Raw genomic sequence first — 15,424 nt, 5'->3', positions numbered from 1 at the left:
ATATTAACAAGATATACCACTGCTATGAACTGGATTTTACTATCACAAATACTATACCTACCGTTACTAACTTTTACGTGTATGCGTATAATTTATGACACCAGAGGAACAACAAAAACACTGGCTTACTTATTGGCGGCAGTGTTTTTGCCTTTTATTGGTATTATCATCTATTTTTCTTTCGGTATAAATTACAGAAAGCATAAAATGTATGCTAATAAATCGCTTTTAGACACGAAACAAAAAGAGACATTACAAAAAGAGATTATAGCACACTCTAGAGAGATATTAGCGAATGGCAACGAACCTGTACAAAGCAGGGCAGAATTGGTAAACCTATTACTAAAAGATACTACTAGTCCGCTTACAAATAATAATAAAGTTGAACTACTCCTGAATGGAGAGAAAAAATTCCCCGAAGTTCTCAAGGCTATTGAAAATGCCAAACACCACATACATATAGAGTATTATATTTTTAGGGATGATGAAATTGGTAATACCATAGAAAAACTACTTCTTAAAAAAGCGAAAGAAGGCGTTAAAATTAGATTTATCTATGATGACTATGGAAGTTCCGAAATTAGAAAAACGCTTAGCAATAGGCTAAGAGAAGCCGGGATAGAAGCTGTTCCGTTTTATAAAATAAAATTAATAGCCTTTGCAAACAGATTAAACTATCGTAACCATAGAAAAATTATTGTTATAGATGGCCAAATTGGTTTTGTAGGCGGAATTAATGTTAGTGACAACTATATAAATAAGGAGAATACACCAGACAAAGTATACTGGAGAGATACACATTTAAGAATTGAAGGTCCTGCTATTACATACTTACAGTATCTTTTCTTATCTGATTGGAATTCTTGCTCTGAACAAAATTTACTGTTACAGAAAGATATGTATGCTTCTTTTGACTCTTTTACGCATACAGAAAATAAATTGGTGCAAATAGCAGCTAGTGGTCCAGACTCTAAATCGCCAACTATTTTATATTCTATTCTACAGGCTATTTACCTAGCTAAAGAAGAAATCTTAATTACTACACCATATTTTATCCCAGGGGAGAGTATGCTAGATGCATTAAACATAGCTGCTATGAGCGGCTTAACAGTAAAATTACTTGTGCCGTTTGAGTCGGACACAATGCTAACTAACGCAGCATCTAGAGCTTATTACAGAGAAATATTAAATGCAGGAGTAGAAATTTACAGGTATAAAAAAGGTTTTGTACATGCTAAAACAATAGTAACAGATAAAAAAATTGCCATTGTTGGTACTGCAAATATGGACACAAGAAGTTATGAGCTTAATTTTGAAGTAAACGCCATTGTTTACGACGAAGAAATTGCAAAAGAATTGAGCGAAGTATTCTATAATGACTTAAAAGATGCCGAAAAAATAGACAAACAATCTTGGATAGATAGACCTTGGTATATTAAACTAATAGATAAAATAGCAAAACTGCTGTCTCCTATGCTATAATTATTCCTTTTTAGCTTTACCCCTTAAATTATTTTGATGAACGCTACAATTAGATAACATCTAATATTATTCTAAAATAATATACACCAGTCTAATTTATAAGTAAATGCACGGGTTTATAAAAAATAGTGATTGCTTTATCAAATTAATCATTACTTTTTAGCATCTATTTAGATACTCATTTTATCTTTAAATATATAAGATTGCCTTCTAGACACCTCTACTTCTTCACCCGTATTCATAGTTAATTTAAGTTTGCCATTAAACCAGGGTACAACGTTAGAAATATAGTTCACATTAATAATTTGCTGTCTATTTACCCTAAAAAAGTTATGTTCTGGTAATTTTTCTTCAACTTGATTTAAAGACTTGTATAGCATTGGTTTTTCTCCATTGAAATACACACGTGTATAATTGCCTACAATTTCAAATAAAGAAATATCTCCTATTTTAACCAACCAACATTTATCGCCATCTTTTATAAAAATCTGACTACTCTCTGTTAGTTTTTCTTTAGCCTCAGTAGTTTCATTTTCCTCATTGCTAACGGGTGCAGAACCTTCTAACTGCGCTTTTACCTTTTCTATAGCTTTTGCAAAACGTTTGCCATTTATTGGCTTTAAAATATAATCTAATGCATTGTACTCAAAAGATTTAATTGCATATTCATCAAAAGCCGTGGTAAATACCGTAATTGGAACTTTATCTAGCATTTCAAGAAGCTCAAATCCATCTTTTTCTGGCATATTAATATCCAAAAACAAAAGATCTGGTTGCGTTTCATTTATTAACCTGTAACCTTCGTCTACATTCTCAGCTTCACCAACAATTTCTATCTCGCCGTGATTTTTTATCAATTCTTTTAGCTCATTTCTAGCTAATCTAGAATCTTCAACTATAACTGCTTTAATCATACTCATACCATTGGTATTTTAATATTTGCTACTACTTCGTCTTCAACCTCATCTAAAGAAAACTCTGCTAAGTTTCCGTATAACAACCGTAGTCGTTGTTTTATATTTTTAAGGCCTAATTGCGTAGAACCTTTTACTATTTTTAATTTCCCTGTGTTCCTTACTATAATGTGCAAATAATCTTCGGTTCTGTTTGTTATTAAAGTAATTGTTCCTCCCTTAATTAAATTTGCAATTCCATGTTTGGCAGCATTTTCAATTAATAGCTGTATTATCATTGGTGGTATAGAAACAGCTAACGAGTTTGGATCTACTTCTTTTATAAATTCTAATCTATCTTCAAACTGAATTTTAGACAATGCAATGTAATTCTCTACCATATCTAATTCTTCTTCTAGAGCAATAGAGTTTACATCATTTTTAATAAGAGAATACCGTAGCATCTCTGATAATTTTGTTAGCATATCTCTAGATTTACTAACGTCTTCTAACATTAAACCTCTAATATTATTTAAACTATTAAACATAAAATGAGGGTTAATTTGCCCTTTTAAAGAGTTTAGTTGCGACTCCTTTAAACTACCCTCTAACTTAAATTGTTTAAGGGTTATATTTTTGTTATAATCATAAGCCTTTATAACTAATATTGTAAAGAGCCATATTACAAACATTGCCGAGAAAAAAGGAATATTAGCTACACGCATAAATAAACTCATCCGGTCTAATAGCTTAGAATTCGGGGAATAATCTGTAAACCCTTGCACTATATCTAACATAGGCCATAGTAATAAAGAGTACAAAATTTGCACACCTATAAAGAGCAATACCAATACAACAACGTTGCCTTTTTTAAGATTCCCAAATGCTATATATTTTTCTATATAGTATAATAGTATAAAAGACAGTGCATATGCTAGTAAGCCACATGCAATACCTTCTGCTACCAAGTAACCTATATAACCGTAGTATTTACTATCATTGGCTACTTCTACTCCATAAGAGATTTTGTCAAAAGTAAGTGTAGAAAGTATTAAAACTAACCACGCTATTAAGGCAAAGACCCAGTATTTCCAGTTATTTATAAGTTTCATTTAGTTTTTATTCTAATACATTAATACGCTAATAAAAGCTTTTTATTCGTAGGCTTAAGCGATAATGTTTAAAATTACGATAATCAATAATTCTGCTAGTAGTATCATAATGTGTTTTTTTAAGTTGATGGTTGATAATTGGTTTATTTTAAAATCCCAAGTGGTACAGAAGTTTCCCAAAGTTATAACCTAAACCAAAAAGTAGTACAAGAGCAAAAGTGCTAATTAAAATACCGTAAGCAATTGTATTTACTTTTTGAGTTTGAGTTGTTTGTTTCTGCATAACTGTTAGTTTTAAAATTGATGATTTTGATTGATGAACTATTTATTAATGAACTGTTGTTGATTGATTGATTGATGATTTGTCTTTTGATTGATGATTCAAAAATAGAATAGTTTAAATGTCTTTTTAGGTAATTTATGGCGAGCGGTAGTATTTAAAACCTAAACGGTAATACACGTTAACGCCTTGGTTTCTTATACAAATAACTGTACAATAGCACCACCTAATTTGTAGCCTACGTGGTATACTGGCACTATTGCTATAATGCTACATATTAATAAGGCTTTAATTTGTTCTGCTCTTTTGATGATTGCTATTTTATTTTTCATAATACAATAATTTAAGTTGTTAATAATTGTTTGATTATGATGTAAATGTACAGCGCATTATCTCTTAAAAAATACGTTTTATGACAAACGGTAATTTAAGAATAGCGAACGGTAATTTTGAAGAAATGAATTGAAATAGCCGTATTTAGTATACGTAACTAACTATCTTGTAACAGATAAACTAGTTATTCTTTTGTTTTAGGAGGATATTTACTTAGTGCTTTTTCTACTATTTGTAGTAGTTTTAGTTCTTTTGCATCTGGAGTTTGGTTTTCTTTATAACCACTTATACTAACTGCTTGCCAAACTAATACATCTCTCTGTGCATCTATAAAATCGAATTTAATTTCACGTTCTAGCTTTGCACCTCCTATTGGTAAGCCTACAGATAGGCCACCACCAAGGTTGTTGCCTCCGCCACCTAAACCAACACCTACAGAATTGCCTGGTGCACCTTTATAAACCTGCGTAGTAATATTAATGTATAATTCTGGCTCTTCTGCAAGTTTAAACCCCTTATTACGCATTACAGACTCTATTGCGTTTAATAAGCGCTTTGTATCTAGATCGTTTAAACCCGTTTCCATATCTTCATAAAAACCATATGTAGTATATGCAGTAAAATCTAACTCCTTATCGTAGTCATAATTTACGCGTATGGTATTACAAGAAACTAAAAGTAGAATTACAAGTATAGATACGTAGCTTTTCATCTGTATATTTTTTAATTTTCTAAAACCTTTAAATAAAGACTATACCATTATATAGTTATGAATAAGGCTTTTAAAGTTATAAAAAGAAATAGTAAGACACTGCAATTAAACAATTTAATTGTTTAATTGCTGCCATAATTTATCTTTTAACTCTTGTAAACCTTGTTGTGCAACAGAAGAAATAAACATATATGTAGCGCCATCTAAATCTTTATCTAATAGTAAACTCATTTCTGCAATAAGTTCATCATCTAGCATATCACTCTTAGAAATAACTACAAAACGTTCTTTATCTATAAGTTCTGGATTGTATCTTTTAAGTTCGTCTAGTAATATTCTATATTCTTTTCCAATATCATCACTATCTGCTGGTATTAAGAACAACAATGTAGAATTACGCTCTATGTGCCTTAAAAAGTAATGTCCCAAGCCTTTACCCTCTGCAGCTCCTTCTATAATACCTGGAATATCTGCCATTACAAAACTCTGAAAATCGCGGTATTCCACAATCCCTAAGTTTGGCTTAAGAGTCGTAAACTCGTAATCTGCAATTTTAGGCTTTGCAGATGTTAATACAGATAGTAACGTAGATTTTCCTGCATTAGGAAAACCAACTAAACCTACATCTGCTAACACTTTTAACTCAAGTGTTATTTCCATTTCTTCACCAATTTTACCTGGTTGTGCATATCTAGGAGTTTGGTTGGTACTTGTTTTAAAGTGCCAGTTACCACGGCCTCCTAAACCACCCTTTACAAGTATTACTTCTTCATCGTGTTCCGTAACCTCTAATACAATTTCGTTAGTTTCTGTATCCCTAACAACTGTACCCAATGGCACTTCCATATACACATCTTGTCCGTCTGCTCCAGAGCTACGGCCTTTACTACCGTGTTCTCCGTGACCACCTTTAAAGTGCCTTTGTACTTTATAGTTTAGAAGCGTCCATAAATTTTTATTTCCACGTAAGATTATATGTCCTCCACGACCACCATCACCACCATCTGGGCCTCCTTTAGTAATGTATTTTTCTCTATGCAAATGCACAGAACCTTTACCTCCGTTACCAGAAGAAACCGTCATCTTTACATAGTCTACAAAATTACCTTCGGTCATTGTCTTGGGTTATGGTATTAATATAATTAAATTTTAGATTATTTTAAAGTATCTATTACTTTACTTAACCTTGTTGTAATCTCTTTTATTTCTCCTATACCATTTACAGTATGGAACTTTCCTTGTTTATCGTAATATGCTTGTAATGGAGCCGTTTTCTGGTTGTACTCATCAAACCTGTTACGAATTTTGTTTTCGTCTTGGTCATCAGATCTACCGCTAACTTTACCACGTTCTAATAAACGCTGAATTAAAATCTCATCATTAGCATCTAAAGCAATTGTTGCATCAATCTTCATATCTTTTGTAGATAAAAAGTTATCTAATGCTTCTGCCTGTGCCGTTGTTCTAGGGAAACCATCAAAAATAAACCCGCTTGCATCCGGATTTTTCTCTACCTCTTCCTTTAACATATTAATAGTTACTTCATCTGGTACCAACTCACCCTTATCTATAAAAGATTTAGCTAGCGTTCCTAATTCCGTACCATTTTTTATATTGTAACGAAACACATCTCCTGTAGAAATATGTTTTAAATTGTACTGTTCTTTTAAAAAATTTGCCTGTGTGCCCTTGCCAGCTCCCGGTTTCCCGAATAGTACAAGATTTATCATATTATTTTGATTTAGTTGATACACTTCTTTTAAGTTTCGTCCAAGCTCGTTATAATCTAGTCCGTAACCTACAATAAATTTATTCGGAATTTCTATACCTACATAATCTATGTTATACTCACCACTGTACACAGATGGTTTGTAAAACAACGTAGCTATTTTAAATTCCTTAACGTTACTGTTGCTAAACATATGCACCAGTTCTTTAACAGTACGGCCAGTATCTATAACATCCTCTAATATTATTACACTTCTGCCCTCAATCGTTTCAGATACATCTATTAATGTTTCTACAATTCCTGTAGAAGACAATCCGCTGTAAGAACTTAGTCTAACAAAAGAAACTTCGCAATTGTGCTGGTATGCTTTAAGCAAATCTGCAACAAACATAAAAGAGCCATTGAGCACGCCAATAAAAACCGGAACTTCATCTTTGTAATCCTCGGCAATTTTATCCGCTATATTTTTAACCGCAGCTAAAATCTCCTGCTCGGTTAAATAAGGTCTAAAATATTTGTCGTGTAGCTTAATCAATTGAACGTTCTTTTATTAAAAGCGCAAATATACCATTTTGATTTCTCTTTTTAGGATATACAAGAGCCGTTTTAAGATTTAAGTGTATTTTTGTTACCAAGTTAACAATACTGCAAAAATTATAAAAAATGAACTTTTTTTCTTCAGATTTTAAACTTGGCATTTTAGGCGGCGGCCAATTAGGAAAAATGATGCTATACGAAACTCGCAAACTAGACATTTTTACTAAGGTTTTAGAGGCTACAGACGATGCACCTTCTAGAATTGCATGTAACGAATTTGTTAAAGGAGAGCTCTTAAATTTTGATGATGTTTACAATTTTGGAAAAACAGTAGATGTACTTACTATTGAAATAGAAAATGTAAATCTTTCTGCGCTTGAAAAATTAGAGAACGAAGGAACTAAAGTATATCCACCGACAAGTGCTTTACGCATTATACATAACAAGGCTACGCAAAAATTATTCTATGTAGATAATAACATCCCTACTGCAGAGTTTCACAGATTTGCCTACACTAGCGAAATTAAAGATAGTATAGAAAATGGTGGCTTATCATTTCCGTTTGTTTGGAAATGTGCACAATTTGGGTATGACGGACAAGGCGTTAAAGTTGTACGTACTTTTTCAGATTTAGAGGGCTTACCAAATGTAGAATGTATTGCAGAAGAAATGGTGCCTTTTAAAAATGAACTTGCTGTAATTGTTGCTCGTAATAGCAAAGGAGAAGTAAAAACATATCCTGTGGTAGAAATGGAGTTTCATCCAGAAGCCAACCAAGTAGAATATGTAATTTGTCCTGCTAGAATACCAAATACTGTAGCGAAAAAAGCACAAGAAGTTGCACTACAAGTTGCAGAAAAAATAAAACACGTTGGTTTATTAGCAGTAGAAATGTTCCAAACCAATGAAGATGAAATCTTAGTAAACGAGGTTGCCCCTAGACCTCATAATAGCGGACATTATAGTATAGAAGCTAGTTATACAAATCAGTTTGAGCAACACATACGTGCAATTCTTGGCTTACCACTAGGCGATACAAGAAGTAAGGTAGCCGGAATTATGGTTAATCTTGTTGGTGCAGAAGGTTACGCTGGGAATGTGGTATACCAAAATATGGAAGACATATTAAAACTAGAAGGAGTTACACCACATATTTACGGAAAAAAGCAAACAAGACCTTTTCGTAAAATGGGACACGTAACTATAGTTAATAAAGATATAGATAAGGCTCGTGAAATAGCCGAACAAGTAAAAAATACAATTAAAGTAATAAGCGAATAATTATGAGCAAAGTAGCCGTAGTAATGGGAAGCACAAGTGACCTTCCTGTAATGCAAGACGCAATAGATATTTTAAAAGGTTTTGATATAGAGGTAGATGTAGATATTGTTTCTGCACACCGCACACCAGAAAAATTGTTCGACTTTAGTAAAAACGCACATACAAATGGATACTCTGTAATTATTGCGGGGGCAGGTGGTGCAGCACACTTACCTGGTATGGTGGCATCTATGTCTCCGTTGCCAGTAATTGGTGTTCCTGTAAAAAGTAGCAACTCTATAGATGGCTGGGATTCTATTTTATCAATTTTACAAATGCCCGGCGGTGTACCTGTAGCAACTGTTGCCTTAAATGGTGCAAAAAACGCGGGTATTCTAGCAGCGCAAATTATTGGTGCTTCAGACAAATGTGTTTTAGATAAAATAATTTTTTATAAAGAAGGTTTAAAACTAAAAGTTATTGAAGGTGCTAAAGCTGTAAACGGTAAATAGCATACTTGTAAATAATTTAATCAATTTACAAACAATCTTCAATTATTAAAATAGTACTAAAATATATGAATCCACTTTTACCCCCTTTTGATACAGCACCTTTTTCTAAACTTAAAAACGAGCATTTTATGCCTGCTTTTACACAAGCAATGGCAGATGCTAGAGCAGAAATAGATGCTATTACAGAAAACAAAGAAGCTCCTACCTTTACAAATACTATTGAAGCCTTAGATTTTGCTGGTCAGCAATTAGACCGAATTTCAAGTGTATTTTTTAATTTGAATTCAGCAGAAACGAATGAAGAAATTCAGAAAATAGCACAAGAGGTTTCTCCTTTGCTATCTGAATTTGGAAATGACATTACCCTAAACGAAGCATTATTTAAAAGAGTTAAAGCTATTTTTAAGCAAAAAGACAGTTTAGACCTAACAGTAGAACAACAAACACTTTTAGATAAAAGGTACAAAGGGTTTAGCAGAAACGGAGCAAACCTTGCTGAAGATAAAAAAACTAGACTTAGAGAAATAGATGCAGAATCTGCCAAGTTAAAATTACAATTTGGAGAAAATGTATTGGCAGAGACCAATAAATTTAAAATGCATTTAACAAATGAAGAAGATCTAGATGGCTTGCCAGAAGGAGAAAAAGAGGCAGCCGCACAAATGGCTACATCTAAAGACTTAGACGGTTGGTTAATTACCTTAGACTACCCTAGTTATGTTCCTTTTATGAAGTATGCTAAAAACAGAGAACTTCGCAAAAAGCTATCATTAGCCTTTGGTAGCAAATCTTTTAAAGGAGATAAATTAGACAACCAAGAAAACGTATTAAAAATAGCAAAGCTACGTCACGAGCGTGCTAACTTACTTGGCTATGCAACACACGCTAATTTTGTATTAGAGGAACGTATGGCAGAAACGCCAGAAAAAGTACACGCTTTCCTAAATGAATTATTAGAAAAAGCAAAACCAGCTGCTGAACGCGAGTTTAAACAACTAGAAGATTTTGCTAAGGAATTAGATGGTATAGACCAATTACAAAAATGGGATGGTGCGTATTACTCTGAAAAGCTAAAGCAAAATTTATTTAGCTTAGATGATGAAATACTAAAACCTTACTTTAAATTAGAAAATGTAATTGCTGGTGTTTTTAAAGTAGCAGAAAAATTATTTGACCTACAGTTTAAAGAAGTATTTACCATAGACAAATACCACGAAGATGTAAAAACATACGAGGTTTTTGATGCTGATAATAATTTTGTATCGTTATTTTATGCAGATTTTCACCCAAGACCAGGCAAACGTGGTGGTGCTTGGATGACATCGTTTAAATCGCAGTATATAAAAGATGGAGAAAATGTACGTCCGCATATCTCTAACGTATGCAACTTTACAAAACCTACGGATACAAAGCCATCTCTATTAACTTTTAACGAGGTTACTACTTTATTTCACGAGTTTGGTCACGGATTACACGGTATGTTAGCAAATACAACGTATCCTAGTTTATCTGGAACATCTGTATATTGGGATTTTGTAGAGCTACCTAGTCAGGTTTTAGAAAACTGGTGTTATGAGAAAGAAGCTCTAGAGCTTTTTGCAACACATTACCAAACAGGAGAAGTAATACCAATGGACTTGGTACAAAAAATAAAAGAGTCTGCAACTTTTCAAGAAGGTATGCAAACCCTACGTCAATTAAGTTTTGGCTTGTTAGATATGTCTTGGCACGGTGTAGACCCTACATCTATTACAGATGTAAAAGCACAAGAAGACAAGGCTTTTTCTGGCACAGATTTATACCCAAACACAGCAGAAACTTGTATGAGCACTGCTTTTTCTCATATTTTTCAAGGAGGATATTCTTCTGGATACTACAGTTACAAATGGGCAGAAGTTTTAGATGCAGATGCATTTGCCTACTTTAAACAAGAAGGAATTTTTAATAAAGAAGTTGCTACTAAATTTAAAGATAATGTATTATCTAAAGGAGGTACAGAAAACCCTATGGTATTATACAAACGTTTTAGAGGTGCAGAACCAAAGGTTGAAGCTTTATTAGAAAGAGCAGGATTGTTATAAATTACTATAATCTTAAAACAAAAAAACAGGATAATAACTAAGTTATTATCCTGTTTTTTTATTCTTAAAAGAGTACTTCCTCTCTACTCTTCTTCGTCTAAATCTGTGTCTGCAAGAACAGGAGTTAACACCTCTTCTTCAATAGTATCTAAAACTTCTTCCGTTTCTTCTACCTCAGGAACAGAATCTTTTATTTCGTTAAATTTATGAATACGATCTAATTCTCCTTCTTCTCCAGAGAAATAAGGAAAAACATCCATAATAGGCGACTCAGTAATTGCAGGTATGGTATAATCTCCCATAGTATCCTTCATTACAGCAACTGTATTATCGTATGCTTCTTTAACATCGTTAGCTTGTACTAATAAATACATATTTGTTTTACGCTCTTTACCACTTTCTTCATCAAAAGCAATTAAAGAAACTTTACTTTTAAACCAACGATCCGTATTTTCAAATGGATGAATCTCCGCAAAGTTAGCAACCTTAATGTTCGTTATTTTAAACTCATCACTAATGTAAGCTTTCATCTCCTCATTAATTCTAGTTTCTGCTTCTGTATAAGAAATAGCATCTACCAAATAAGGTTCTGTTGTTACTTTTTGAGCTCCTGTGTCGCTCATTTTTCTATATTTTACCTTGCATTCGTACCACGTTGCGCTCATAATTTTTCTCTTTTTTGGGAAGCCAAATATAGCCGATACATAAAAAATTAGAATGCAATTACACAAATAGATATTCACAATTTAAAATTTAAAACCATACTGTTCTTATTACAAGCAAGTTGACTCTCTAAATTTTATTTGCTTCCTTTTTTGTTTTACTAAAATTGACTTAAATTAGTCACAACACATCATAAATAAGCACCCTTATTTATACCTAAATTGTACCTTTGTATTTAGTAATTTACACCTCATTAGACGTGTGTAATGATTAGACCTTTAGCACGACAAATTAGGGCACAAAAAGTTGTTGTATTCTTTAAACAGCCGCAAAAAAACAGAAAAATGTCATCAAAAAAAATAACATACTCGGTTTTAGAATTAGCCATTGTATCCAAAGGCAGTTCTTTAAAAACCACATTTAAAAATAGCATAGATCTTGCCCAAAAGGCGGAAGAATTTGGATATAAACGTTTTTGGCTTGCAGAACACCATAACTCTATAACTATAGGTAGTTCTGCAACTGCAATATTAATAGGTAATGTTGCAGAGAACACTAAAACTATACGTATAGGCTCTGGTGGCATTATGCTGCCAAACCACTCTCCTTTAATAATAGCAGAGCAGTTTGGTACGCTAGGCACCTTATATCCTAACCGCATAGATTTAGGTTTAGGTAGAGCTCCAGGAACAGACCCAGAAACAGCACACGCCATAAGAGCAAACCACACAGAGGCAGCACACTCGTTCCCGCAAGAAATTGCACAAATACAACAATACTTTTCTGCCGACAATAAAAATTCTAAAGTAAGAGCCACAGTTGCCGAAGGTGTAGATGTGCCATTATACATTTTAGGATCTAGTACAGATAGTGCACATTTATCGTCCGGAAAAGGATTACCATATGCTTTTGCAAGTCATTTTGCTACTGCAAAGCTACACGATGCACTTAAAATTTATAATGAAGAGTTTGTGCCATCTAACTACTTAGACAAGCCATACACTATGGCTGGTGTAAATGTTATTGTTGCAGATACAGACGAAGAAGCAGAAAAAATAGCTACATCATTACTTAAAATTATAGTTGGTTTGTTAACCAACCAAAGAGATTTTATGCTGCCCCCTGTAGAAATGACAGATGATTTACGCCAGATGTTTAAACACCCCGCTGTAGAGCAGATGTTAAAGTATTCTTTTATAGGAAGTAAACAAACGGTTAAAAAGCAAGTGAAAGAGTTTTTAGAACAAACACAAGTAGACGAACTTATAGCGGTAACTAATATTTACGATCACGCAGACAGAATTAAATCTTATAAATTATTTGCAGAAATAATGAATGAAATAAATAAGGAATAAAGATTTTTTTGTTTTTTTGTTTTGTTTGAAAGCAACTTTTTAAATTAGTATTTCACTGTAAACAGTGTATCCTTTTTTAGAAAGTTGCTTTACTTTTGGTTAAAATTCTAAGAACTTAAACTAAAGAATGAAAAGTAGATTTTTATATTTAGCCATACTAGTAACTTTAGCATTACCGAGTAATGCACAAAATAAAAAAGTAGCATTAGAACAAACTATAAATGATATAGTTACTGCTTTTAAAGAAAAAAATTCTAACAGCTTAAATAGTTTTATTGCCAAAGAAATAGGCGTAACAATAGTTGTACGCTATGGTGTTTTAGATAATTATGTAACTCTAGATTCTATAGATTTTAACAACCCTACTCCAAGTTACTTACCTTATACAGATCCAATTTCTAGCAGCAACTTAACCTTTACAACATTACCAAGCTTTAGTTGTGACACAGAGAATTGGTCTAAAAAAGGACTGTATTGCGACACACTTCTAATACCTAGTCTTTTATCTAATACTATTACCAATTTAAAATACGAACTTTCTAATGATGCGTATCAGAAAGAATTAAAACGCGCTTATACTCTAGAAAAAAATAGTTGCCGAGTAATTTTGATAGATACGTACGATGAAGATCTTATTTTTCATTTAACCTACATACATAAAAAATGGACTTTAACCGTAATAGACAGGGTAACGTCTGATTGTAGCGCGTAACGTTTTAATATTCTTCCACTCTAATATTTCTATCTTTAAGCTGATGAACCAAATCATCTGTAAAGTTCATAGAATTGATCATTTCCAAACTAGGTAAATATTTAATGTCCTCAATAGATTTTACATCAAAGGAATCGTCTTCTCCACTCCAAAACGGAATTAATTGACTATATACTTCGTCCCCACCATCTGACTCTAAAGTGCTAATATCCAGCAATAATGATGACGGAATCGGTAATTTTTTAAAATACGCAGCAACCTCTGGTATTATATCATACCCCTCTTCTTCAATATCAATAGTACGGCCCTTGTAATTTTTTACAAAAAAACGAACATTAAATTTTGGGTACATCACCTGATCTACATACATTAATTTATTTATTACCATTAATTTAAAATTAAAGTCAGATTCAAAATAACAATCTCCTTCTGGTAATTGTTTTAGTTTCAACTGTACCTCATCATTAAACAATGCTTGCTTTTTTAATTCTAATTGCAATACTTTAACTGGTATTTGCTTTAATGCAGCAGGTAATTCTGTAAATGAATTCTTTTTTAAATTAAGCGTCTTTAGATGAACCAATTCTGATATACTTTCGGGTACGGTAGAGATCTCTGTCTCACTTAAATCTAAAACCTCTAACTGTTTCATTTTCCCCAACCAGCTAGGCAAAGTCATAATTGGATTTTTACTTAATTTAAGTACTTTTAATCTTTTTAAAGTGACTAAACTCTCTGGCAATTCTTGTATTTTATTATCAGATAAATCTAATTCCTCTAATTGGTTTAAATATTTTATTCTTGATGATATTCTACTTAACGATGTATTAGATAAATTAAGAACTTTTAAGCCCTTAATTTTAACCACAGAAGTCCAAAGCGGACTTTTATTACCCGAAAAATTTAAATATTTTAAACTCTTTATTTCTTCTAGTTTTGGAGGTAAGCCGTTTAATGGCACACTGTAATAATCCCCATCTCTAGAAATAGTTAATGAAACCAGATATTTAAATTGATACAGCTTACCAACCAAATCCGGGGCTAATAAGCTAACATTACGCAATGTAAGCTCATTTAAAGTTTTTAGTTTTAAAATACCTGGGTATAAATCTTGTACAGTTTGGTTAGATACCGATAAACACCTAAGGTTATAACTATTAAAAATACCTTGAGGAAGCTCAAAACCGTAACCATAGTATAATTTTTGAGTTGCTAGCCCAAAATCATTTTCACTATTTAACTCCCAAATATCTGAGTAATGCGCGCGCGGATGACTCTCTATATATCTTAAAACTTGCTTATGATATACGGATTGATCTACCTTTTCTGCTAATGGATTTTCACTATTATGAGCGTCAGAAGTACAATACCCATAAATTTGATTTTTATTTTTTTTACCAAGCCTTTTCTTAAGCTCTAAGCGTAACCCAAACCTAGTAAACAAAGCTTCATATAAATTCTGAATTTGTTCTGGAGCACTGCGTTTAAAAAAAGATTTCCTTTTTACACTTAAAAATTGCTGAAAAGTAGCCTCATCAAAAGCAATTATTTGACACAAAAATACAAACTCCCCTTTTTTTGCGGGGTTACTTACTTTCCGCCTTGGTGGTAAAATTTGACAAACAGAATATACTTCTCCCCGTCTTAAATCATTTTCCTTAAAAAAAATATCTCCAAAAGGTGACACCTCCAAAACTTCTCTTGGTTTTAAGTCCTGAAATAATGCTTCTAAAATTAATTCTTCCAATGGTTAGTTGTGTTTT

15 protein-coding genes are annotated in these 15,424 nt (G+C 32.6%); 6 read left to right on the top strand and 9 right to left on the bottom strand.

The window, feature by feature from the left end:
• Positions 1-24 precede the first annotated feature (24 nt).
• Positions 25-1,482, top strand: coding sequence for a cardiolipin synthase (gene cls, locus M4I21_RS04480; RefSeq protein ID WP_249557932.1), 1,458 nt, complete (start codon positions 25-27; stop codon positions 1,480-1,482).
• Between the two features lie 170 nt (positions 1,483-1,652).
• On the opposite strand, the gene M4I21_RS04475 is transcribed toward cls, so the two are convergent.
• From M4I21_RS04475 to M4I21_RS04455, 7 genes are all read right to left on the bottom strand, one after another.
• Complete coding sequence (locus M4I21_RS04475) at positions 1,653-2,402, bottom strand: LytR/AlgR family response regulator transcription factor (RefSeq protein WP_249557931.1); 750 nt, start codon at positions 2,400-2,402, stop codon at positions 1,653-1,655.
• Positions 2,399-3,487 carry a sensor histidine kinase gene (locus tag M4I21_RS04470; protein ID WP_249557930.1) on the bottom strand — a complete coding sequence of 363 codons (1,089 nt, stop codon included), beginning with the start codon at positions 3,485-3,487 and terminating at the stop codon, positions 2,399-2,401. Before M4I21_RS04470 ends, M4I21_RS04475 begins: the two co-directional genes overlap by 4 nt.
• Positions 3,488-3,635: 148 nt before the next feature.
• Positions 3,636-3,770 carry a hypothetical protein gene (locus M4I21_RS18540; protein ID WP_283771752.1) on the bottom strand — a complete coding sequence of 45 codons (135 nt, stop codon included), beginning with the start codon at positions 3,768-3,770 and terminating at the stop codon, positions 3,636-3,638.
• Positions 3,771-3,964: 194 nt separating this feature from the next.
• Positions 3,965-4,099, bottom strand: a complete 135-nt coding sequence (locus M4I21_RS18535) for a hypothetical protein (protein ID WP_283771751.1) — start codon at positions 4,097-4,099, stop codon at positions 3,965-3,967.
• 185 nt (positions 4,100-4,284) lie between these two features.
• Complete coding sequence (locus tag M4I21_RS04465) at positions 4,285-4,812, bottom strand: DUF4136 domain-containing protein (RefSeq protein ID WP_249557929.1); 528 nt, start codon at positions 4,810-4,812, stop codon at positions 4,285-4,287.
• A 114-nt stretch (positions 4,813-4,926) separates the two neighbouring features.
• Positions 4,927-5,928, bottom strand: a complete 1,002-nt coding sequence (obgE, locus tag M4I21_RS04460) for a GTPase ObgE (protein WP_249557928.1) — start codon at positions 5,926-5,928, stop codon at positions 4,927-4,929.
• A gap of 38 nt (positions 5,929-5,966) precedes the next feature.
• Positions 5,967-7,076, bottom strand: a complete 1,110-nt coding sequence (locus M4I21_RS04455; RefSeq protein WP_249557927.1) for an adenylate kinase — start codon at positions 7,074-7,076, stop codon at positions 5,967-5,969.
• A 128-nt stretch (positions 7,077-7,204) separates the two neighbouring features.
• Here M4I21_RS04455 and M4I21_RS04450 point away from each other — a divergent pair, with 128 nt between their 5' ends.
• The 3 genes from M4I21_RS04450 to M4I21_RS04440 all read left to right on the top strand — a co-directional run bounded on the left by M4I21_RS04450 (position 7,205) and on the right by M4I21_RS04440 (position 10,931).
• Positions 7,205-8,359: a 5-(carboxyamino)imidazole ribonucleotide synthase gene (locus tag M4I21_RS04450; RefSeq protein WP_249557926.1), complete on the top strand. Its 1,155-nt coding sequence runs from the start codon at positions 7,205-7,207 to the stop codon at positions 8,357-8,359.
• A gap of 2 nt (positions 8,360-8,361) precedes the next feature.
• The gene (gene purE / locus M4I21_RS04445) at positions 8,362-8,850 is read left to right on the top strand and encodes a 5-(carboxyamino)imidazole ribonucleotide mutase (RefSeq protein ID WP_249557925.1); all 489 of its coding nucleotides are present in this window, start codon (positions 8,362-8,364) and stop codon (positions 8,848-8,850) included.
• Between the two features lie 65 nt (positions 8,851-8,915).
• Positions 8,916-10,931, top strand: coding sequence for a M3 family metallopeptidase (locus tag M4I21_RS04440; RefSeq protein ID WP_249557924.1), 2,016 nt, complete (start codon positions 8,916-8,918; stop codon positions 10,929-10,931).
• Between the two features lie 83 nt (positions 10,932-11,014).
• Here M4I21_RS04440 and M4I21_RS04435 read toward each other — a convergent pair whose 3' ends face one another.
• The gene (locus M4I21_RS04435) at positions 11,015-11,596 is read right to left on the bottom strand and encodes a DUF4494 domain-containing protein (RefSeq protein ID WP_249557923.1); all 582 of its coding nucleotides are present in this window, start codon (positions 11,594-11,596) and stop codon (positions 11,015-11,017) included.
• Positions 11,597-11,938: 342 nt separating this feature from the next.
• On the opposite strand from M4I21_RS04435, the gene M4I21_RS04430 reads away from it, so the two are divergent.
• On the top strand, positions 11,939-12,949 hold the full coding sequence (locus M4I21_RS04430; RefSeq protein ID WP_249557922.1) for an LLM class flavin-dependent oxidoreductase: 1,011 nt from the start codon (positions 11,939-11,941) through the stop codon (positions 12,947-12,949).
• Positions 12,950-13,076: 127 nt separating this feature from the next.
• Positions 13,077-13,661, top strand: coding sequence for a hypothetical protein (locus M4I21_RS04425; protein WP_249557921.1), 585 nt, complete (start codon positions 13,077-13,079; stop codon positions 13,659-13,661).
• A 4-nt stretch (positions 13,662-13,665) separates the two neighbouring features.
• Here the strand turns inward: M4I21_RS04425 and M4I21_RS04420 are convergent, their stop codons facing one another.
• A complete protein-coding gene (locus tag M4I21_RS04420; protein WP_249557920.1) occupies positions 13,666-15,408 on the bottom strand; it encodes a leucine-rich repeat domain-containing protein in 1,743 nt (580 codons plus the stop codon).
• Positions 15,409-15,424: the final 16 nt, after the last annotated feature.

Origin of the sequence: Cellulophaga sp. 20_2_10 (assembly GCF_023476645.1) — a bacterium.
Classification (GTDB): Bacteria; Bacteroidota; Bacteroidia; order Flavobacteriales; family Flavobacteriaceae; genus Cellulophaga.
The sequence above is the reverse complement of the archived record's forward strand: the minus strand, read 5'-3'. Positions and strand labels throughout refer to the sequence as shown.